This window comes from Dactylosporangium sp. NPDC049525 (assembly GCF_040676755.1).
GTDB lineage: Bacteria > Actinomycetota > Actinomycetes > Mycobacteriales > Micromonosporaceae > Dactylosporangium.
This window is the reverse complement of record NZ_JBFAPO010000028.1, coordinates 30,979-51,423: the sequence shown is the minus strand read 5'-3', so window position 1 is coordinate 51,423 and position 20,445 is coordinate 30,979. Positions and strand designations below refer to the sequence as shown.

Here is a 20,445-nt window from a genome sequence, read left to right as displayed (position 1 = left end):
GGGGTGCCGGTCGGGGGTACTCCCTGGGAAGGATGGCTATGACCCCGGTCGGACCAGGCCGGTCTCGTACGCGAGAACGACGGCCTGGACCCGGTCGCGGAGACCGAGCTTCGTCAGTACGTGCCCCACGTGGGTCTTCACCGTCGTCTCGCTCACCGACAGCGCCCGCGCGATCTCCGCGTTGGACAACCCCCGGGCCAGATGGACGAGGACCTCCCGCTCCCGGTCCGTCAGCACCCGCAGGTCCCGCGGGGGAGCCGCGTCCGGGTCCGGCAGCGCGTCGGCGAACTTGTCCAGCAACCGCTTGAGGATCCGCGGCGCCACGACCGCCTCACCGGCCGCCACCGTCCGGATCGCCGTGACCAGGTCGTCGGCGGGTACGTCCTTGGCCAGGAACCCGCTCGCACCGGCCCGCAGCGCGCCCACCACGTATTCGTCGAGGTCGAACGTGGTCAGGATCAGCACCCGCACCGGCAGTTTCGCCTCGACGATCGCCCGCGTCGCGGCGACCCCGTCCATCCGCGGCATCCGGATGTCCATCAGCACCACGTCGGGCAGCAGGCGCCGGGCCAGCTCGATCGCCTCGACCCCGTCACCGGCCTCGGCGACGATGTCGAGGTCCGTCTCGCCGCCGAGCACCATCCGGAACCCGGTGCGCAACAGCGGCTGGTCGTCCACGAGCAGGAGCCGGATCGGCCTCGGGTTCAAGCTGGCTGCCTTTCCACGCTGTCGACGTGCTGTTCGATCGGGATCCTCGCGTGCACACGGTAGCCGCCGCCCGGCCGTGGACCGGTGCGCAGTGTCCCCCCGTACAACATCACGCGCTCCCGCATCCCCAGCAGCCCGTGCCCGATCGCGGCCGTGCCCAGCTGCGGCCCGCGGCCCGTGTCGCACACCTCGACCACCACGTCCTGCCGGCTGAACACCATCCTGACCTCGACCGTCGCCGCGCCGGCGTGCTTCAGCGCGTTCGTCAGCGCCTCCTGCACGATCCGGTAGATCGTCAGCGCGATGCCCGGGTCCAGCGGCCCCGGCACCCCCTCGACCTTGAGCCCCGCCTGCAGCCCCGCCTCGCGGATCTGCTCGACCAGGCCCTCCACGCCCGCCAGCCCGGGCTGCGGCGCGAGCTCACCGGCCGGCTCCGCCTCCGTGCGCAGCACCGTCAGCAGCCGCCGCATCTCCCGCAGCGCGGTGCGCCCCGTCTCCTCGATCGTCGCCAGGGCCTCGTCCGCGGCCGCCGGGTCCCGCTGCAGCATCCGCCGCGACCCGGTCGCGAGGACCCCCATCACGCTCACGTGGTGCGCGACGACGTCGTGCAGCTCCCGCGCGATGCGCCGCCGCTCGTCGGCGACCGCCTGCTCGGTCAGCGCCCGCTGGCTGGTCTCCGCGGTCCTGGCCCGGTCCTCCAGGGCCGCCACGTACGCCCGCCGGGTCGCCATCGTCCGCCCCACCGTGAAGCACACCGCGGCGCTCATCACGTTGAACAGCAGGAACACCCGCGGCTCCAGCGCATACGGCTCGTCCTGGGTGCGCCCCATCACGGTCGCGAGCACCATCCCCGGCGCCCAGATGAGCACCCCGGCCGCCACCGCCCGCTTCAGCGGCAGGTACGCCGCCGCCGTGTACGTCACGACAATGATCGAGAACCCGCCGCTGACCAGCGGGAAGACCCCCAGGAACGGCACCGTGATGTGCACCGCGGTGAACCACACGGCGACCCACAGCCACCGCCGGCGCACCACCACCGCCAGCAACCCGACCGTGTCGAACACCAGCTGCCAGCTCAGATGTCTCGTGCCGAACTCCCGCTGCGCGACCGCGGTCGCCACCGCGCTGACCACCGCGAGCACTACCGCGAGGGCGATGTCCTGCACCAACGGGTCCGCTCGGCGGCTCAGCACGCGCTTCAGCACGCTTCGAACGGTATCGGCTCGGCGACCCCACGGATTCGTCACCGCGTCCGAGGTCCACCTCATGCTTGAGGATGAGACGCCCCTACCGGCGTAGGCTCGCGAGGTCGGAGCCGGAGAGGAGCCGAAATGATCGAATTGCCAGACGGCGGCACGGAGGTCCGTTTCAGCTACCGGACCCATGCCAGCACGCAGAACGCGGTGGGCGTCATCGTCCGGGAACAGTCACTGCCGGTCGGCATGGCGATCGTGAACCCGAACGGCGTCACCTTGTTCATCCCGTGGCCCCAGATCACGTCCCTGGTGATCTCCTCCGGCACCTGACCTCACCGCGGCTTGCCGCCGAACGCGCAGGAAGCGGACGAAACGGGCTCCTCGGCCTGGCGCCGGCCGGGGTCGAGCCGCGCAACGCCGCCGCCGAGGTCCAGTCATCGATCGCGGCGTGCCGGCAGCCGACCGCATGCACGAAGCGGACGAAACGGGCCCCTTTGGCGTGCCGCCGCCCGGGCCGAACCGCCCGCGGACGCCAACACCCGGCGGATCTCCACAAGCCGGTGGGTCTCTGGTCCTCGGCGACCAGCAGTCAACCGGGTTGTCAGGTCGGTCGCGACGAGCGACGTGCGCACGTCGCGACCGATCAAAGTGCATCGGCGGAGACCGGCCAGAGGCAGCCCAGCGCGCACCGCCCGCACCACGAGACCGCCCTCCGGCAGCGGCCCGCCAGCGCCTACTCGTCCCGGCCCGTGGTGGGCTCAGGGTCCGTCGTCGTGGGCAGCGCGGCGACCGCGGCCGGCTCCGGGAACGGCGGCGGCGTCCCCCCGAACGCCGGGCACAGCGCCTGGTGCGCGCACCACCCGCACAGCCGGCTCGGCTGCGCCCGGAAGTCCCGCTCGGCGGTGGCCCGCTCGATCGCCTGCCACAGCGCCAGCAGCGTCCGCTCGAACCGCTCCAGCTCCTCCGCGTCCGGGGAGAAGTCGCAGACCTCACGGTCCTTCAGATACATCAGCCGCAGCACCCGGGGCACGACGCCACGGGTCCGCCACAGCACCAGGGCGTAGAACTTCAGCTGGAACATCGCCCGGGCCTCGAACGCCTCGCGGGGCGCCCCGCCGGTCTTGTAGTCCACGACCCGGATGTCGCCGGCGGGGGAGACGTCGAGGCGGTCGATGTAGCCTCGGATGACGAGCTTGCCGTCGACCTCGGCCTGGACGAACGCCTCCCGCTCGGCGGGCTCGAGCCGGTTGGGGTCCTCCACGGCGAAATAGCCGCCGAGCAGCTCGCGGCTCGACTCCAGGAACGCCTCCGTGTCCGCGAACAGCTCGGCGAGGCCCTCCTCGGTCTCCACCAGCCGCTGCCACTGCGGCGCGACGAGCGCGGCGGCACGCTCGGGGGTGCGGGAGCCGCTCGGCTCTTCGAACAGCGCCTCCAGGACGGCGTGCACGAGGGTGCCTCGCATCTGGTCGGGCGTCGGGCGCTCGGGCAGGCGGTCGATGCTGCGGAACCGATACAGCAGGGGGCACGTCTTGAAGTCGGCGGCGCGCGACGGCGACAAGGTAGGAAGCGTGGTGATGGTCTCCGTCATGCGTGGAAGGTTAGGGCACAGGTACGACAGTTTTCGCGGACCGGCGTCCCGGCGCGGACTACCCGTAGCATCATGGGCAATGGACGACTACCGCTCGGCTCCCGCGCCGGCGTCGTCGGCTGCCCGGACCCGGCCGCCTGAGCGCGGCTCCGGGATCCCCCTGGGTCGGCTGTTCGGCGTCCCGATCTTCCTCGCCCCGTCCTGGCTGCTGCTCGCCGCGCTGATCACGCTGACGTATAGCCAGTTCCTGACCTCGCGCCGGGAGGAGCTGCCGCTGAGCACCGGCTTCGCGGTCGGGTTCGGGTTCGTGGTGTGCCTGCTGGTGTCGGTGTTGCTGCACGAGCTGGGGCACGCCATCACCAGCCGGCACAGCGGCATCGGTGTGAGCGGTATCACTCTGGAGATGCTCGGCGGCTACACCGAGATGGAGCGGGAGGCGCCGCGGCCGGGCGTGGAGCTGTTCGTCTCGCTTGCCGGGCCGGTCGTGTCGCTGCTGCTGGGGCTGCTGTCCGGCGCGGCGGCGCTGGTCCTGCCGGAGGGCGGGATCGCCGAGACGTTCGCGTTCCAGCTGGCGTTGAGCAACATCGTGGTCGCCGTGTTCAACGCGCTGCCGGGCCTGCCGCTGGACGGCGGGCGGGCGCTGCAGGCGGTCGTGTGGAAGATCAGCGGCGATCCGAATCTCGGCCGCCGGGTCGCCGGCTGGTCCGGCCGGCTCGTCGCGGTCGCCACCGCCGGCACCGTGATCGTGCTGTTCATGCGGGGCGTCCTCGACGGCTACTTCGGGCTGATCTTCACGCTCCTTGTGAGCGTGACCATGTGGGTCGGCGCCGGCCAGGCGATCCGGCACGGGAAGGTGGCCGCGAGCCTGCCGCCGTTCAACGCCAGGGAGCTGGCCAGGCCGGTGGTCGCGGTCGCGGCCGCCACCCCGCTGGCCGAGGCGGAGCGCATCGCGACCGAGCGCGGCCAGCACCTCGCCGTCGTCGACGGCGCCGGGGCGATGCTCGGGTTCGTGCACGGCGCGTCGGCGCGGGCGGTGCCGCCTGAGCGGCGCCCCTGGGTGCCGATCGGCGACGTGACCCGCCGGCTGGACGAGCACCACGTCCTAGCAGGCGATCTGCGGGGCACCGACCTGCTGCACGCCATCCGTGACGACCCGGGCGGCGACTACCTGGTGGTCACGGGTGAGGATGTGCACGGCGTCCTGCGCGGCGCCGAGCTGCTCTCGCTCGTCGAAACACGCCGACCCGACGGCCGGCCCACCAGCAGAAGGAATCGCACGTGACTGTGTCCCTCGACCTGCCAGCGACCCGCAGGGGACCGTTCCAACCGGGTGACCGGGTCCAGTTGACCGACCCCAAGGGCCGGATGCACACGATCGTGCTCGAGGCGGGCAAGGAGTTCCACACCCACCGGGGCGCGCTGCCGCACGACGACCTGATCGGCGCGCCGGACGGCAGCGTCGTCACGTCCGCCGGCGGCACCGCGTATCTCGCGCTGCGGCCCCTGCTGTCGGACTACGTGCTGTCCATGCCCCGCGGCGCCCAGGTCATCTACCCGAAGGACGCCGCGCAGATCTGCGCGATGGGTGACATCTTCCCCGGCGCGCGGGTCCTGGAGGCGGGTGCCGGCTCCGGCGCGCTCACGTGCTCCCTGCTCAGGGCCGTGGGCACAACAGGCACAGTGACGTCCTACGAGATGCGAGAAGACTTCGCAGCCATCGCCCGGCGCAACGTCGAGTCCTTCCTCGGCGGCCCTGTCGAGGGGTGGACCTTGCGAGTAGGTGACGTAGCTGGCTGCGAAGATGTCGGTTTTGATCGGATAATCCTAGACATGCTGACCCCGTGGGAGATCCTGCCGCTCGTGTCGCGGGCGCTGATCCCCGGCGGGGTGTTCATCGGCTACGTGGCGACCACGCCACAGCTGTCGGAGCTGGTCGAGGCGTTGCGCGAGGACGGTGGCTACACCGAACCCCGCGCCTGGGAGAGTCTGGTGCGCGACTGGCACGTCGAGGGCCTCGCGGTGCGCCCCGATCACAGGATGATCGCGCACACGGCGTTCCTCGTCAGTGCCCGCAAGCTCGCACCTGGGGTGACGGCGCCGCCGCGGCGGCGCAAGCCGAGCAAGGGCGCCGAAGCATATGCGGCGCGGCGGCTGGCGGCCGCCGCGACCGCACGGGAGGAGGAGGCAAAGGATGAGCCGTCCGAGCTTCAGTGACCTACCTGCCGTTTTTCCGGACTGGTCGCCCTATCCGGATCTCGAGTCGGCGGCCAGGGCCTACCTGCGCGACCCCGACATCGCGCTGGACGCGATGGCAGGGGTGCTGCGGGGGCAGAGTGTGCTCGGTTTCACCCTCGAACGGTTCGTCAACGACGTCAACGGGGTCTGGCAGGAGGTCGTCGTCTGCGACGGCACCCGGCTCATCCTGTGGCACGGCGAGGACATCCCGCCCGAGGAGGCGCCGCCGGGCTCGATGACGTCGTCGCTGCGGGTGGTGGCGCTGTCCGCGGTGACCGAGGTCGGCTGCCGCCGGCGGCTCAGCCGCAACCCCAACGGGCACGCCCGGGTCGACAGCGTCGACGTCTACCTGCTGCTGACCTCGCTCGACGAGGCGAATGTCGCCGCGGAGGAGGCCGGGTCGGTGATCCGGCACGACGCGCTGCGCTTCGGCAAGACCCTCGACGACGGCGGCGCGGGGCAGATCGCCCGTTTGGAGGAGTTCGCCCGACTCGTCTCTTCTCTCGTGGGCAAGCCGATGCTGTGACGAATCAGTCGGCGTTGGGCCCGGCCACGGGCACGCCGTCGGCCGCCCGGTGCACGTGAATGCAGTCGCCGGGGCACTCCTTGGCGGCGTCGATGACCTCGAGCCGAAGGTGTTCTGGCACGTCGACACGGCTGCCAGGGGCCAACAGCAGCTCGCCGTCGGGCTGCTTCACGTAGGCCAGGCCATCGACGTCGAACTCGAAGACCTCAGGCGCATACTGCACACACAGGCCGTCGCCAGTGCACAGGTCCTGGTCAACCCACACCTCAAGAGCGCTCACGCTGCAACATTACAGGGCTGGTGGAAAAGGCCTCCAGGCCGCACGATTTGTAAAAGCCCTGTGGCGCACGGGTTCGAAGGGGCCCAGACCGGCGAACAGCAGTTAGTGTTAGAGCACAACGTTCAAAGCCCCCGGGGAGGTGGGACGTGGCACGCAGCGACGACGCGGAGACGCGCGCCGCACGATGGGAGAAGGACGCCCACGATCTCTCCACGCAGGTCGCCTTCCTCCAAGAGGAACTCGCCCTGGTGCGGCGCAAGCTGACGGAAACCCCGCGACACGTGCGACAGCTCGAAGAGCGGCTCGCCGCAGCGCAGGCGCAGATTGCCCGGCTGACCGAAAACAACGAGCGGCTCGTGGCCACCCTCAAGGAGGCCCGCGCCCAGATCGTGACGCTGAAGGAGGAAGTTGACCGCCTGGCACAGCCGCCGAGCGGTTACGGCGTCTTCCTCGCCCGCCACGAAGACGGCTCTGTAGACGTCTTCACCGGTGGGCGCAAGCTGCGCGTCGCGGTGTCCCCGGCCATCGAGGTCGAGGAGCTGCGCCGAGGCCAGGAGGTCCTGCTCAACGACGCCCTGAACATCGTCGACGCGCTCGGGTTCGAGCGTTCCGGCGAGGTCGTCATGTTGAAGGAGATCCTGGAAGGTGGTGACCGCGCACTCGTCATATCGCACGCCGACGAGGAGCGGATCGTCCACCTGGCCGACACCCTCGCCGACGCGCCCCTGCGCGCCGGTGACTCGCTCATGATCGAGCCCCGTTCGGCGTATGCCTACGAGCGGATCCCGAAGAGCGAGGTCGAGGAGCTGGTGCTGGAGGAGGTGCCCGACGTCGACTACACCGACATCGGTGGCCTCTTCTCGCAGATCGAGCAGATCCGCGACGCCGTGGAGCTGCCCTTCCTGCACGCGGAGCTGTTCCGCGAGCACCTGTTGCGCCCGCCGAAAGGCGTCCTGCTCTATGGCCCTCCCGGCTGTGGCAAGACGCTGATCGCCAAGGCGGTCGCCAACTCGCTGGCGAAGAAGATCGCCGAGCGGCGTGGCGAGGAGCGCAAGACCAGCTACTTCCTCAACATCAAGGGTCCCGAGCTGCTCAACAAGTATGTCGGCGAGACCGAGCGGCACATCCGGCTGATCTTCCAGCGCGCCCGTGAGAAGGCGAGCGAGGGCACCCCGGTCATCGTGTTCTTCGACGAGATGGACTCGGTGTTCCGCACCCGTGGCTCGGGGGTTTCCTCCGACGTCGAGAACACGATCGTGCCTCAGCTGCTGAGCGAGATCGACGGCGTCGAGGGCCTGGAAAACGTCATCGTCATCGGCGCATCCAACCGGGAAGACATGATCGACCCGGCGATCCTGCGCCCCGGCCGGCTCGATGTGAAGATCAAGATCGAGCGACCGGACGCCGAGGCGGCCAAGGACATCTTCTCCAAGTACATCCTCACCACAGTCCCGCTGCACAAGGACGACGTCGCCGAACACGGCAACTCGCCCGACGCGACGGTCGCGGCCATGATCGACGCGGTGGTCCTGCGGATGTACTCCGAGACCGAGGAGAACCGGTTCCTCGAGGTGACCTACGCCAACGGCGACAAGGAGGTCCTGTACTTCAAGGACTTCAACTCCGGCGCGATGATCCAGAACATCGTCGACCGGGCCAAGAAGATGGCGATCAAGGACTTCCTCCGCGACGGGCAGAAGGGCATGCGCCTCCAGCACCTGCTCGACTCCTGCGTTGACGAGTTCCGCGAGAACGAGGACCTGCCCAACACCACCAACCCCGACGACTGGGCCCGCATCTCCGGCAAGAAGGGCGAGCGGATCGTCTACATCCGCACGCTCGTCTCCGGCGGCAAGGGCGCGGAGGCCGGCCGGTCAATAGAGACCGCGACCAACACCGGCCAATATCTGTAGGACCGCGACACGAGCGGGCGGTGGCCTCCGGGCCGCCGCCCGCTTCGCGTTCCGCGAAGCAGAAGCAGGAGCCAGAAGGGCATGACTCGGGTCCGTCGTGGGCGCGACCGTCGCTCCCGCCAGACACCGGTCAGGCCTTGACGGCCTTCCCTGCCACCTCCGCGCACAGTCACCCTCCGCGGTCTGCGACCGCGCCGCGACCTTCGGCCGCGACACACCTCAGGCCCGCAGCGCGGCTTCAGCCAGGGTGGACTCGAGCGTCGTCAGTACCGAGGACGCCTCCGCCAACGACACATGGTGCGTGTCGGCATAGCAGGTCAGCACCGTCGCGCCCGGGGCGTCGTCGGCGTGCACGAAGACCCGGCTGGACGGGGTGTCCTTGAACGGCATCCAGTGCAGCGACCGGCGGGCGAGCGCCTGGCGCAGCGACCCCGCCACCACCGGCAGGTCCGGCCCGCGCCGGTCGTTGAGGTGGAAGTCGACCCGGAACTGCGGGCCGCGCTCGGCGGCGACCCGTGCCACCAGCGACTCCTTCCCTGCGGTGTCGTAATACGCGTGCTTGTACGCGGCCGTCGCCGCTCGGCGCGCTCCCTCCAGTACACCGGCGAAATCGGCATCCGAGACGTCCACGAGGCACAGTCCCGGCTGGGCGACCGGCGCCACGACCTCCGCGAGCCCGGAGCGGAACCGGTTGCTGGTCACCAGCAGCACCGGCACCGGGTCGACGCCCGCGCACCGGCGCACCGCGACCGCGAACGCCGCGAGCAGGGACGTGGCCGGGTCGGCGCCGGCCCGCTCCACCAGCATCCGGGTGGCGAGCGGGATCGCGGGGGAGACCAGGCGGCCCTTCCAGTGCCGGGGGCTCTCGCGCCGCCGCGACGCGACCGGCCACGGCGCTGGCATCACCCGCAGGACCCGCTCCCAGTGCCGCAACGCGCTGCGGCTCTGCCGGGCGCCCGCCTCCGACGCCTGCCAGCCGGCCTGCTCCAGCGGCTGCATCCCGGCGACCGGGTCCTGGACCCTCGCGGCGACCTCACGCAGCATCACCGCCGCGCCGGACCGGTCCATCGCGAGGTGCCAGATCACCGCGCACAGATGGGTGAGCCTGCCACGGTGGCGCACGACACCCATCCTGATCGGCCAGTCGCTGGTGAAGTCGACGGGTTCGCGGCGGTACCGCGCCAGCATGCCCGCCGCGTCCTCGTCGTCGGCGACCTCCAGGAAGGTCGTGCCGGCCGCCGCGACGACCTGCCGGGGCGATCCGTCCTCGGCGAACCGCAGGCGGGTCCGCAGCACCTGGTAGCGGCTCATCAGGTACTTCAGCTCACCGGCGACGTCCTCGACGGTCGTGCCGGCCGGCAGCGGGGTCACCCCACCGAGTGGGAGCTGCTCGCCGAACCTGCCCATCGACGCCCAGATGTCCTGCTGCCCCCATGACAGCGGCGCCTCGCCCGCGCCGGCACCCTCGAAAGCGACAGAGATCTGCATCCGTGGATGTTACGGGCAGCGACGTCTTCACAACAATCGGACATCAGGCAAACCTGGCGCGCCGCGGTGGAGGCAGACTGTCGTACCTTGCGACTAGGGTTGTGGGCATGAGTGTGCGGCGCGTGATGGGCACTGAGGTCGAATACGGCGTGTCTGTGCCCGGCCAGCCGGGAGCCAACCCGATGGTGACGTCATCCCAGGTGGTCAACGCTTATGGCGCACGGCCCGAGCTCACCAAGGGCGGCCGGGCCCGCTGGGACTACGAAGAGGAGTCCCCGCTGCGCGACGCGCGCGGGTTCACCTACTCCGGCGCCCTCTATGACCCCGCCGAGGCACTGGCGGACGAGGACCTCGGCCTGGCCAACGTCATACTGACCAACGGCGCCCGACTCTACGTCGACCACGCCCACCCCGAATACTCCACCCCGGAGTGCACCAACCCGCGCGACATCGTGCTGTGGGACAAGGCCGGCGAGCGGGTGATGGCCGAGGCGTCCCGCCGCGCGGCGACGATCCCGGGGACGCTGCCGATCCACCTGTACAAGAACAACACCGACAACAAGGGCGCCAGCTACGGCACGCACGAGAACTACCTCATGCGCCGGCAGACCCCGTTCGCCGACATCGTCATGCATCTCACCCCGTTCTTCGTCACCCGGCAGATCGTGTGCGGGGCGGGCCGGGTCGGCATCGGGCAGGACGGCTCCGGCCCCGGGTTCCAGATCTCCCAGCGCGCCGACTTCTTCGAGGTCGAGGTCGGCCTGGAGACGACGCTGAAGCGGCCGATCATCAACACCCGCGACGAGCCGCACTCCGACGCCGACAAGTACCGGCGCCTGCACGTCATCATCGGCGACGCCAACCTGTCGGAGATCTCCACCTACCTCAAGGTCGGCACCACCTCGCTCATCCTCGCCATGATCGAGGACAAGGCGCTGTCCGCCGACCTCGGCATCGCCGACCCGGTCAGCGAGCTCAAGGCGGTCAGCCACGACCCGTCCCTGCAGCACCTGATCCGCATGCGCGACGGCCGCCGGCTGACCGCCCTGGACATCCAGTGGGCGTTCTACGAGCGGGCCCGGGCCTTCGTGGACTCCCGGCAGGGCTCCGACGTCGACGCGCAGACCGCCGACGTGCTGGAGCGCTGGGAGAGCACGCTGGACCGGCTCGGACGCGACCCGATGCTGTGCGCCGGCGAGCTGGACTGGGTCGCCAAGCTCCGCCTCCTCGAGGGCTATCGCGAGCGCGAGTCGCTGGGCTGGTCCTCGCACAAGCTGCAGCTCGTGGACCTGCAGTATTCCGACGTCCGCGCCGAGAAGGGCCTCTATCAGCGGCTCGTCGCCCGCGGTTCGATGGCGACGCTGTTCACCGAGGACGAGATCCAGCGCGCGATCGTCGAGCCGCCGGATGACACCCGCGCCTACTTCCGCGGCCGGTGCCTGGCCAAATACCCCGCTGAGGTGGTTGCGGCGAGCTGGGACTCGGTCATCTTCGACGTGGGCCGGGAGTCGCTGGTGCGGGTGCCGATGATGGAGCCCGAACGAGGGACCAAGAAGCACGTCGGTGCACTGTTCGACAAATGCCCGAGCGCGAAGGATCTGCTGGAAGCGATCACTTCCGGGTAAGTTCGATGCAGCGGTTGTTTGGTGGTCCCCCCGAGGAGGATGAGACATGGCTACGAGGGATACGGGCGGGCAGTCCCAATCCGGTAAGTCCCGGCGCGACGAGGAAGAGGAAGTTGCCGCGCCCGAGGTCAACCCGGAGACAGCCGAGCGGGTCGAGCAGTTGGGTGAGGACGTCGACGACCTCCTCGACGAGATCGACTCGGTGCTCGAGGAGAACGCCGAAGAGTTCGTCCGCGGATACGTGCAAAAGGGCGGCCAGTAACCGTCACTGAGAAGGTCCCGTCGGTCCGGACGCATCCGGGCCGACGGGCGTATTGTTTGCCTCACCTACAGTCGATCATCCTGTGAAGGGAGCTCCGTTGCCGACGGGTCTTGACCACCTTGGGCGTCTGCCGGCCGCGTTCCACGCCGCGGGGACCTCGTCGTTCACCGAGTTCCTGTCGGCGGTCGCGCCCGAGATGCTCCCCGGTCGCCGGCCGTTGCCGCCGGGGATGGCCACAGACGTGAGCGCACACGCCACCACGATCGTCGCCATCACCTGCGCCGACGGTGTGCTCATGGGCGGCGACCGGCGCGCCACGATGGGCAACCTCATCGCCCAGCGGGACATCGAGAAGGTCTTCGCCGCCGACGCCTACTCGCTGGTCGGCATGGCCGGCACCGCGGGCTTCGGCCTGGAGATGCTGCGCCTGTTCCAGGTCGAGCTCGAGCACTACGAGAAGATCGAGGGCACGATGCTCTCCCTGGAGGGCAAGGCCAACCGCCTCGCCACCATGGTGCGCAACAACCTCGGCGCCGCCATGCAGGGCCTGGCCGTGGTGCCGCTGTTCGCCGGCTTCGACGTCGACGCCAAGTCCGTCGACAAGGCCGGCCGCATCTTCAGCTTCGACGTCGCCGGCGGCGTCTACGAGGAGCGCGGCTACGACTCGATCGGCTCCGGTTCGCTGTTCGCGAAGTCGTCCATGAAGAAGCGGTACAAGCCCGGCATCACCACCGCCGACGCCGTGAAGGTCGCCGTCGAGGCGCTCTACGACGCCGCCGACGACGACACCGCCACCGGCGGCCCCGACCTGCTGCGCGGCATCTTCCCGGTCATCATGACCGCGACCGTCGAGGGCACCCACCGCTTCACCGACGAGGAGACCCGCGCGGTCGCCGAGGCGGTCATCGCCGAGCGCGCCGACAACCCCGGCGCCTGAGCGCTCTGCCCTCTGCCCTAACACCAAAGCCGAAGGAGAACCCGCCCCGTGGCCATGCAGTTCTACGCCTCGCCCGAGCAGATCATGCGGGACCGCTCGGAATACGCGCGCAAGGGCATCGCGCGCGGTCGCAGCGTCGTGGTGCTCAGCTATGAGGGCGGCGTGCTCTTCGTCGCCGAGAACCTGTCGACCGCGCTGCACAAGGTCAGCGAGATCTACGACAAGATCGGCTTCGCCGCCGTCGGCCGCTACCCGGAGTTCGAGAACCTGCGCTCGGCCGGGGTCCGCCTCGCCGACCTGCACGGCTACTCCTACGGCCGGCGCGACGTCACCGGCCGGCAGGTCGCCAACATCTACGCCCGCACCCTCGGCGCGATCTTCACGCAGGAACAGAAGCCGTATGAGGTGGAGATCTGCGTCGCCGAGGTCGGCGCCACCGCCGAGGACGACGAGCTCTACCGCATCACGTACGACGGCTCCGTCCAGGACGAGCCCGGCCTCGTCACCATGGGCGGCCAGTCCGACACCATCTCCGGTGCCGTGAAGACCCGCTTCCGGGCCGATCAGACGCTCGCTGAGGCGCTGAAGCTCGCGGTCGAGGGTCTGAGCAGCGTGGGCGGCGAAAACGGCCAGCCGCGGAAGCTGGCGGCCAACCAGCTCGAGGTCGCGGTCCTGGACCGGCACCGCCAGGGGCGCACGTTCCGCCGCCTGACGGGGCTCGCCCTCACCGCGATCCTCGAGGACCCGGCGAAGGCCGCCACCCCCGAGGACGGCCTCGAGGACAAGCCGCAGCCTCCGGCGTCGCCGAACACTCCGGCGGACAACGCGAGCGGCCCCGCCCCTGCCGCCGAGGGCGACAAGCCCGCGGCCGAAGGTGACAAGCCAGCGGCCGAGGGCGACAAGCCCGCCGCCGAGTAGCCACCTTGCGGGGTGCCTGGTCGCCTCGCTGGGTGCTTGGTCGCGTGAAGCGTGGCGCTTGGTTGCGTGAAGCGCGGCGCGACAGCAACGAACGGACGACCGGCCGGGGTGCCAGCGCTCAGCTGCCCCCGGCCGCACCGTGCCCGGGTTTGCGTTGCCGGCGTTCGTGCGTTCCGCGGCGCCTGGTGTGCCAGCGCTCGGCCGCGACCGCTGTGCCGACGTTCGTGCGCTCTGCTGCGACCGGCGTGCCGGGGTTCGTGCGCTCCGCCGCGACCGGATACGTTCGGCGGATGAGTGACCGGCTGCCTAGCGGTGGCATCACCGTGGCGCCCGGCGACCTCGAGGCGCTCGAAGCCCGCTGGGCGCACTGCTGGACGCCGCCCGACATCGCCGACCGCCTGGCCGGCACCACCGCGACCTGGTACGTCGCCGCCGGCTGGGCACTGGACATGTTCCACGGTGAGCAGACCCGCGAGCACCACGACATCGAGATCGGCGTACCGGCCGGGCAGTTCCCGCAGATCCGCTCGCGCTTCTCCGAGCTCGCCGCCGACGCCGTCGACTCCTCCCGGATCTGGGAGTCGGCGGGCCCGGCGGTGCTGAGCGCCACCTGGCAGACCTGGCTGCGCGACCCGGCAACCGGAAACTACCTGCTCGACGTCTTCCGCGAACCGCACGACGGCGCGGTGTGGATCTGCCGCCGGGACGAGACGATCCGGCTGCCGTACGCCGAAATCATCCGGCACACCGCGGACGGGATCCCCTACCTGACGCCGGAGCTCGTGCTGCTCTTCAAGGCCAAGCACGTCCGCCCCAAGGACCAGGCCGACTTCGACGGCGTCCTGCCCTTGCTGGCCGAGTCCCAACGCGCGACGCTGTCCGGCCTGCTGGACCAGGTGCATCCGGGACATGCCTGGCTGGCCCGCTTGTAGCGTGTCTGGACGCCCCGGAGCACGTGTGCTCCGATGAGGGGTGGTCGCCCGCTACGACTGGTCGGACCCCGCGGTCAGAGGCCGTTGCTGTTCCTGCTGCATCGCGGCCCCATGGGTCGGCTGGTGTCACGCATGTACGCCACCACCCTGGACCGATACGCCCGGGAGGATCGCCACTGATCCGCGCCTGGCCCTAACGGCGTCATCGCGGCCGGATCGTGGACGAAGTCTGACGCGCGTCGTACATTGGAGGCATGCCGTACCGCTGGTGGCCGGCAACGCTCGCAGCACTCGTCGGGATCACTGACGCCGAGGTGCTCCAGGCGTTGAACGCCGAACGGCGACGCCCCCTTCCGGGCTTCGCCCTCGGCATCCCGGCCCTCAGCATCTGGGCACGCACCGACACGGGACGACCTCTCATCGTCGTCGTGAAGCAGGAAGGCCAGTTCAGCTGGGGCATCCTCGGAGCACGGGACATGACCCCCGACGAGCTCGCCGAGTATGAGAAGTGGGAGGCGAGCGCAGCATGAACACCGACCCGCTCACCGAGCAGCAGATGGACGCCATGGTCGCGGCCGTCGCCGCCGGAGAGTTCACGTTCGACCGGGCCGCGCCGGTCCCGGCACTGCCACCGAAGCCCGACGCGGAGGTCATGGCCGTCTATTCGATGCGCCTGCCGTCCGACGTGGCCCAGCGCCTCGCTGCGGTCGCGAAGAGCAAGGGCGTGAAGCCGTCGACGCTGATGCGGCAGTATGTCGAATGGTGCCTCGCCACGGAGGTCAGCGACCGCCCGATCTCCCTCACCGACGCGGTCCGCGCCCTCACCCAGCTACGCCCGGCCGCCTGAGCCGGCCGCAGCCGACAACGCCCGCGACCAGCAACGACGCCGTGCGCGACGGCCGATGGTCGCGGCCGGTAACTGCGCCGTGACGGCATCGGAGATCAATTTGTAGTGCCGGTGTAGGTTGCAAGTAAGCAGACCGCCGCAACGACGCCCGACGTGCTGCCGACAGCCGGGCCGCGACCAGAGCCGCTCCCCATCGACGGCTGAAGCGGGACCAGACAGCGGCGCACGCGCGAGACCAGACCGAGAGGCACGCCGGCGAGACCAGCGAGACCTGGCAGCGGCGCGCGAGCGATGGCTGACGCCGGGACCACGCAGATGGCTGACCGGCGGGGACCACCACAGCGGCCGCTCGCCACCCGGTGGCTGGAGAGCGGCCAGAAGCCGCCCCCAGCCACACAGACGCGTCAGGTGCGGATCAGAGCCAGGAGCAGGACGATGCCCGCCCGGCCGAGGTAGATCGTCGACTTCATCGGGGAGTTGCTCGGCGTGCCCGCCATCCGGGGGCGCATCGCCACCGGGATCTGCGTGATCTTGTAGCCGGAGCGGGCGACCCGCACCAGCACCTCGATCGTGTCGCCGAGGTACTCCGCCGGGTACCAGTGCGCGAAGAACTCGATCAGCCGGCGGTTGCAGGCCCGGTGGCCCGACGTGGTGTCGGTGAGCTTCGTCTTGGACAGCCGGGACAGCACCGCGGACAGCATCCGCATCGCCCACTTGCGGGGGCCGGTGACGCTGTAGCCGCCCTCGCCCGCGAACCGGGCGCCGATGACCAGGTCGTGCTCGTCGAGGGCGTCGACGAGCTTCGGGATGTACCGCGGGTCGTGCTGCCCGTCCGCGTCGACCTGGATCGCGACGTCGTAGCCGTGGTCGCGGGCGTAGCGGTACCCGGTGCGCATGGCGCCGCCGACGCCGAGGTTGAACGGCAGCCGGGCCACGATCGCGCCCGCGCCCGCGGCCCGCACGGCGGTGTCGTCGGCGGAGCCGTCGTCCACGACGATGATGTCGACGCCGGGCAGTTCGCCGTGGACCTCGACGACGACGTCGGCGATGGAGGCGGCCTCGTTCCACGCCGGAATGATGATCAGGACCTTCTTACCGTTGATCATCAGGAGCCCGTTCAGGAAGGTCCGACGAGACAGGGGCGGGCACCGCGGAGGAGTCGCGGGGGCGGCCGAGCTCGCTGCGCAGCAGCGCCAGGTCCTCGGCCAGGGTCCGGGTCTCCTCCTCCAGGCGGCTCACCTCCCAGCTGAGGTGCACCGTGACCAGCAGCAGGAACACGATGCCGAGGAAGAGCACGAGGCTCACCCCGGACGCGATCCCGATCGCCTCGGCCACGTTGTCCGTCAGCTTCGGGAAGAACGCCATCGGCAGGATCACGATGCTGACGACGAGCCAGAGGATCGCGTACTTCTCCTGCAGTTGCCGCCGCCGCAGCAGCTCAACCATGAAGACCAGGAGCGCGACGGCGGTCAGCCCTGTGACGACGGTCAGTTGTGTCACCCGGCACCCCCCAGGACGGCTGCGAACGCGGGGTCGTGCAGCGCCGCGGTCAGCATGGTATGCCAGTCCCGCATCGGCGCCATCCCCGCCGCCGCCCACCGCTCGTGGCCCAGCACGCTGTAGGAGGGCCGCGCGGCCGGTGTCACATAGGCCGCGCTCGTGGTCCGGCGGACCCGCGCAGGGTCGAGGCCAGACAGCGAGAACACCGCCTGCGCGAGGCCGTGCCACGTGGTCTGCCCCGACGCGGTGCCGTGATACACCCCTGCGGGGGCGTCCGAATCGGCCAAGGCGACCAACCGAACGGCCAGATCCCGTGACCAGGTCGGCTGACCCACCTGGTCGTCGACCACGTCCACGAACTCGCGGGTAGCGGCCAGGCGCAGCATCGTCTTGACGAAGTTGCGGCCCTGCGCGCCGTAGAGCCACGCGGTGCGCACCACGTACCCGGAATCCGGCAGGACCTCCCGAAGACTCTGTTCGCCGAAGAGCTTGCTGTGCCCGTAGGCGTTCAGCGGCGCGGTCGGCGCGTCCTCGGGATACGGCGACGTCCCGGCGCCGTCGAACACGTAATCCGTCGAAACGTGCACAAGTCGCGCACCATAAGCGCGGCATGCCTTGGCGAGCACCGTCACGCCGGCGCCGTTGACCGCGAGCGCGGACTCATACGCGGTCTCCGCGCCGTCCACATCGGTCCAGGCCGCCGCGTTGAACACCACGTCGTGACCGTTGACCAGTGCGTGGACCGCATGGGGGTCGGTGATGTCGAGGTCGGCACGCTTCGCCGCGGTAACGGAACGGCCGTCCAGCGCCGCGAGAAGGTCCTGACCGAGCATCCCGCCGGCGCCGGTGACCAGGTACCGCGTCACAGCGCCGCGCGCGTCTTGAGGGGCTCCCACCAGGAGCGGTTCTCCTTGTACCAGGCCACGGTCGCCGCGATCCCGTCCTCGAACGTGACCGCGGGCGTGTAGCCGAGCTCGTTGCTGATCTTTTCGTGGCTCAGCGAGTACCGCCGGTCGTGGCCCTTGCGGTCCTCGACGGGTCGCACCGCGGACCAGTCCCGGCCGGTCGCCGCCAGGAGGACCTCGGTGAGCTCCTTGTTGGTCAGCTCGCGGCCGCCGCCGATGTTGTAGACCTCGCCGGCGCGGCCCTTCTCCAGGGCCAGCTGGATGCCGGCGCAGTGGTCGGAGACGTGCAGCCAGTCGCGGATGTTGCCGCCGTCGCCGTACAGCGGGACCTGCTCGCCGTCGATGAGGTTCGTGACGAACAGCGGGATGACCTTCTCCGGGAACTGGTAGTGGCCGTAGTTGTTGGAGCAGCGGGTCACCACCACCTCCATCCCGTGGGTGCGGTGGTAGGCGAGCACCAGCAGGTCGGAGCCGGCCTTCGAGGCCGAGTACGGCGAGTTGGGCTGCAGCGGCCACTCCTCGGTCCAGGAGCCCTCGTCGATCGACCCGTACACCTCGTCGGTCGACACGTGCAGGAAGCGTCCCACGCCGGCCCGCCGCGCGGCGTCGAGCAGGACCTGGGTGCCGATGATGTTGGTGGTCACGAACGGCCCGGCGCCGAGGATCGACCGGTCGACGTGCGACTCGGCCGCGAAGTGCACCACCGCGTCGTGGCCGGGCATGAGCTGCTCGACCAGGTCGGTGTCGCAGATGTCGCCCTCGATGAATTCGACAGCGCCGGCCACAGGCGCCAGATTGTCCCGATTGCCGGAATAGGTGAGCTTGTCGAGCACGGTCACGGCCGCGCCGGCATAGGCCGGGTAACCGCCTCCGAGGAGGGTGCGGACGTAGTGGGAGCCGATGAACCCGGCACCGCCGGTGACGAGGATTCTCACGGGATCGGGAGTCTAGTCCACCCGGTGGGGCGCTGAGTCGACCGAGGGTCTGTACAACCCGTAAGGTGGCCGGGTGCGTGGCATCATCCTCGCCGGTGGCACCGGCTCCCGCCTCTGGCCGCTGACGAAAGCGGTGTCGAAGCAGCTCATGCCAGTCTTCGACAAACCGATGATCTACTACCCGTTGACCACGTTGGTGATGGCCGGGGTCCGCGAGATCCTCGTCATCACCACTCCGGAGGACCAGGAACAGTTCCAGCGGCTGCTCGGCGACGGCACCCAGTGGGGCCTCGAGATCAGTTACGCCGCGCAACCACGCCCCGAGGGGCTCGCCCAGGCGTTCATCATCGGCGCCGACTTCATCGGTGACGAGACCGTCGCCCTGGTGCTCGGCGACAACATCTTCCACGGCGCGCTGCTCGGGCAGCGCCTCGCCGACAACGTCGAGCTCAAGGGCGGGCGCGTCTTCGCCTACCCGGTGGCCAACCCGCAGGACTACGGCGTGGTGGAGTTCGACGCCGACGGCAAGGTGCTGTCGATCGAGGAGAAGCCGGCCCGGCCGAAGTCGCGTTACGCGGTGCCCGGGTTGTACTTCTACGACAACCGGGTGGTCCAGATCGCCCGGGAGCTCAAGCCCAGCGACCGCGGCGAGCTGGAGATCACCGCGGTCAACGCGGCCTACCTGGAGCGCGACGAGTTGCACGTCGCGATCCTGGATCGCGGCACGGCGTGGCTGGACACGGGTACGTTCAACACGATGGTCCAGGCCGCCGAGTTCGTCCGCGTGATCGAGGAGCGGCAGGGCCTCAAGATCGGTTGCGTGGAGGAGGTTGTGTGGCGTGCGGGCTTCATCGACGACGCACAGCTGCGGGCACTGGCCGAGCCGTTGCGCAAGAGTGGCTACGGCGAGTACCTGATCCATTTGCTCGATTGGGAAGCCTGAGCGCCACCCCCACAATGAGCCGACCGAGCAACACAACGACATCGCGACGGGTGGGGCCGCACACGTGAAGTTCCGACAGCTTTCGATCGCCGGTGCCTGGGAGATCACCCCGGTGCAGCGCGGCGATCCCCGTGGGCTGTTCCTGGAGTTCTACCGGTTCGAGCAGCTCAGCGCCGAGGTCGGCCACCCGCTGCGGCTGGCGCAGGGCAACCTGTCGGTGTCCGCGCGGGGGGTTGTGCGGGGCATCCACTTCGCCGACGTACCACCGGGCCAGGCCAAGTACGTCACCTGCACCAGGGGTGCCGTGCTCGACGTCGTCGTCGACATCCGGGTCGGATCCCCGACATTCGGCCGCTGGGAGGGCGTGCAGCTCGACGACGTCGACCGCCGGGCGCTCTACGTCAGCGAGGGCCTCGGGCACGGCTTCTGCGCGCTCACCGACGACGCCACCATCACCTACCTGTGCTCCGAGAGCTACAACCCGACGGGGGAGCACGGCATCCACCCGCTCGACCCGGAACTCGGCATCGTGTGGCCGACCGACGAGCCGCAGCTGTCCGCCCGGGACGCCGCGGCACCGTCGCTCGCGGAGATGCGCGAGGCGGGCCGGCTGCCGGACTTCACCACCTGCGAGGCGTACACGCGAAGCCTCACCACGCAATAGTCCGCGCGCAATAGGGTCGGATCGGCGTTCAGGCGGCTAATGT

23 protein-coding genes are annotated in these 20,445 nt (G+C 70.0%); 14 read left to right on the top strand and 9 right to left on the bottom strand.

The genetic code is table 11. The annotated features are described in order from the left end of the window. Window positions 1-36: 36 nt before the first annotated feature. Together AB0K00_RS32935 and AB0K00_RS32930 are read right to left on the bottom strand one after the other, a co-directional pair. Entirely contained in the window at window positions 37-708 is a 672-nt protein-coding gene (locus AB0K00_RS32935) for a response regulator transcription factor (protein WP_363528363.1), read from the bottom strand. Then, the gene (locus AB0K00_RS32930; protein ID WP_363528360.1) at window positions 705-1,913 is read right to left on the bottom strand and encodes a sensor histidine kinase; all 1,209 of its coding nucleotides are present in this window, start codon (window positions 1,911-1,913) and stop codon (window positions 705-707) included. Before AB0K00_RS32930 ends, AB0K00_RS32935 begins: the two co-directional genes overlap by 4 nt. 126 nt (window positions 1,914-2,039) lie before the next feature. Between AB0K00_RS32930 and AB0K00_RS32925 the strand changes: the two genes are divergently transcribed. Next, window positions 2,040-2,234: a hypothetical protein gene (locus AB0K00_RS32925; protein ID WP_363528357.1), complete on the top strand. Its 195-nt coding sequence runs from the start codon at window positions 2,040-2,042 to the stop codon at window positions 2,232-2,234. A gap of 403 nt (window positions 2,235-2,637) precedes the next feature. Here the strand turns inward: AB0K00_RS32925 and AB0K00_RS32920 are convergent, their stop codons facing one another. Beyond that, on the bottom strand, window positions 2,638-3,492 hold the full coding sequence (locus AB0K00_RS32920; protein ID WP_363528354.1) for a RecB family exonuclease: 855 nt from the start codon (window positions 3,490-3,492) through the stop codon (window positions 2,638-2,640). A gap of 169 nt (window positions 3,493-3,661) precedes the next feature. On the opposite strand from AB0K00_RS32920, the gene AB0K00_RS32915 reads away from it, so the two are divergent. From AB0K00_RS32915 to AB0K00_RS32905, 3 genes are read left to right on the top strand one after another with little or no spacing between them, the layout of a single operon-like run. Further along, window positions 3,662-4,774 (top strand): site-2 protease family protein, encoded by a 1,113-nt coding sequence (locus AB0K00_RS32915; RefSeq protein WP_363528556.1) that lies wholly within the window; start codon window positions 3,662-3,664, stop codon window positions 4,772-4,774. After that, entirely contained in the window at window positions 4,771-5,706 is a 936-nt protein-coding gene (locus AB0K00_RS32910; protein ID WP_363528351.1) for a tRNA (adenine-N1)-methyltransferase, read from the top strand. Before AB0K00_RS32915 ends, AB0K00_RS32910 begins: the two co-directional genes overlap by 4 nt. Next, a complete protein-coding gene (locus tag AB0K00_RS32905) occupies window positions 5,684-6,253 on the top strand; it encodes a hypothetical protein (protein WP_033362888.1) in 570 nt (189 codons plus the stop codon). The genes AB0K00_RS32910 and AB0K00_RS32905 overlap by 23 nt, the downstream gene beginning before the upstream one ends. A 4-nt stretch (window positions 6,254-6,257) precedes the next feature. Here the strand turns inward: AB0K00_RS32905 and AB0K00_RS32900 are convergent, their stop codons facing one another. Further along, window positions 6,258-6,533 carry a ferredoxin gene (locus AB0K00_RS32900; RefSeq protein WP_327010789.1) on the bottom strand — a complete coding sequence of 92 codons (276 nt, stop codon included), beginning with the start codon at window positions 6,531-6,533 and terminating at the stop codon, window positions 6,258-6,260. A 146-nt stretch (window positions 6,534-6,679) separates the two neighbouring features. On the opposite strand from AB0K00_RS32900, the gene arc reads away from it, so the two are divergent. Continuing rightward, window positions 6,680-8,446 carry a proteasome ATPase gene (gene arc, locus AB0K00_RS32895; protein WP_363528348.1) on the top strand — a complete coding sequence of 589 codons (1,767 nt, stop codon included), beginning with the start codon at window positions 6,680-6,682 and terminating at the stop codon, window positions 8,444-8,446. 219 nt (window positions 8,447-8,665) lie between these two features. Here arc and AB0K00_RS32890 read toward each other — a convergent pair whose 3' ends face one another. Continuing rightward, window positions 8,666-9,934: a condensation domain-containing protein gene (locus AB0K00_RS32890; protein WP_363528345.1), complete on the bottom strand. Its 1,269-nt coding sequence runs from the start codon at window positions 9,932-9,934 to the stop codon at window positions 8,666-8,668. A 107-nt stretch (window positions 9,935-10,041) separates the two neighbouring features. Here AB0K00_RS32890 and dop point away from each other — a divergent pair, with 107 nt between their 5' ends. The 7 genes from dop (at window position 10,042) to AB0K00_RS32855 (ending at window position 15,455) form a co-directional block, all read left to right on the top strand. Next, a complete protein-coding gene (gene dop, locus AB0K00_RS32885; protein ID WP_363528342.1) occupies window positions 10,042-11,559 on the top strand; it encodes a depupylase/deamidase Dop in 1,518 nt (505 codons plus the stop codon). Between the two features lie 46 nt (window positions 11,560-11,605). Then, entirely contained in the window at window positions 11,606-11,821 is a 216-nt protein-coding gene (locus tag AB0K00_RS32880; RefSeq protein WP_327010792.1) for a ubiquitin-like protein Pup, read from the top strand. A gap of 97 nt (window positions 11,822-11,918) precedes the next feature. Next, window positions 11,919-12,758 (top strand): proteasome subunit beta, encoded by an 840-nt coding sequence (prcB, locus tag AB0K00_RS32875; protein WP_363528338.1) that lies wholly within the window; start codon window positions 11,919-11,921, stop codon window positions 12,756-12,758. A gap of 48 nt (window positions 12,759-12,806) precedes the next feature. Continuing rightward, window positions 12,807-13,676, top strand: coding sequence for a proteasome subunit alpha (gene prcA, locus AB0K00_RS32870; RefSeq protein WP_363528335.1), 870 nt, complete (start codon window positions 12,807-12,809; stop codon window positions 13,674-13,676). 290 nt (window positions 13,677-13,966) lie between these two features. Beyond that, window positions 13,967-14,608 carry a hypothetical protein gene (locus AB0K00_RS32865; protein ID WP_363528332.1) on the top strand — a complete coding sequence of 214 codons (642 nt, stop codon included), beginning with the start codon at window positions 13,967-13,969 and terminating at the stop codon, window positions 14,606-14,608. A 254-nt stretch (window positions 14,609-14,862) separates the two neighbouring features. Then, complete coding sequence (locus tag AB0K00_RS32860) at window positions 14,863-15,138, top strand: hypothetical protein (RefSeq protein WP_203846664.1); 276 nt, start codon at window positions 14,863-14,865, stop codon at window positions 15,136-15,138. Next, on the top strand, window positions 15,135-15,455 hold the full coding sequence (locus AB0K00_RS32855) for a hypothetical protein (protein ID WP_327010795.1): 321 nt from the start codon (window positions 15,135-15,137) through the stop codon (window positions 15,453-15,455). The genes AB0K00_RS32860 and AB0K00_RS32855 overlap by 4 nt, the downstream gene beginning before the upstream one ends. A gap of 404 nt (window positions 15,456-15,859) precedes the next feature. Here the strand turns inward: AB0K00_RS32855 and AB0K00_RS32850 are convergent, their stop codons facing one another. From AB0K00_RS32850 to rfbB, 4 genes are read right to left on the bottom strand one after another with little or no spacing between them, the layout of a single operon-like run. Further along, window positions 15,860-16,561, bottom strand: a complete 702-nt coding sequence (locus tag AB0K00_RS32850; protein WP_363528328.1) for a glycosyltransferase family 2 protein — start codon at window positions 16,559-16,561, stop codon at window positions 15,860-15,862. Beyond that, window positions 16,548-16,955 carry a DUF2304 domain-containing protein gene (locus tag AB0K00_RS32845; protein ID WP_363528325.1) on the bottom strand — a complete coding sequence of 136 codons (408 nt, stop codon included), beginning with the start codon at window positions 16,953-16,955 and terminating at the stop codon, window positions 16,548-16,550. Before AB0K00_RS32845 ends, AB0K00_RS32850 begins: the two co-directional genes overlap by 14 nt. Next, on the bottom strand, window positions 16,952-17,788 hold the full coding sequence (gene rfbD, locus AB0K00_RS32840) for a dTDP-4-dehydrorhamnose reductase (protein ID WP_363528322.1): 837 nt from the start codon (window positions 17,786-17,788) through the stop codon (window positions 16,952-16,954). The genes AB0K00_RS32845 and rfbD overlap by 4 nt, the downstream gene beginning before the upstream one ends. A gap of 29 nt (window positions 17,789-17,817) precedes the next feature. Further along, window positions 17,818-18,795, bottom strand: coding sequence for a dTDP-glucose 4,6-dehydratase (gene rfbB, locus AB0K00_RS32835; protein WP_363528319.1), 978 nt, complete (start codon window positions 18,793-18,795; stop codon window positions 17,818-17,820). Between the two features lie 73 nt (window positions 18,796-18,868). Between rfbB and rfbA the strand changes: the two genes are divergently transcribed. Both rfbA and rfbC read left to right on the top strand, forming a co-directional pair. After that, window positions 18,869-19,738, top strand: coding sequence for a glucose-1-phosphate thymidylyltransferase RfbA (gene rfbA / locus AB0K00_RS32830; protein WP_363528316.1), 870 nt, complete (start codon window positions 18,869-18,871; stop codon window positions 19,736-19,738). Between the two features lie 64 nt (window positions 19,739-19,802). Next, the gene (gene rfbC, locus AB0K00_RS32825; protein WP_363528313.1) at window positions 19,803-20,402 is read left to right on the top strand and encodes a dTDP-4-dehydrorhamnose 3,5-epimerase; all 600 of its coding nucleotides are present in this window, start codon (window positions 19,803-19,805) and stop codon (window positions 20,400-20,402) included. Window positions 20,403-20,445 lie beyond the last annotated feature (43 nt).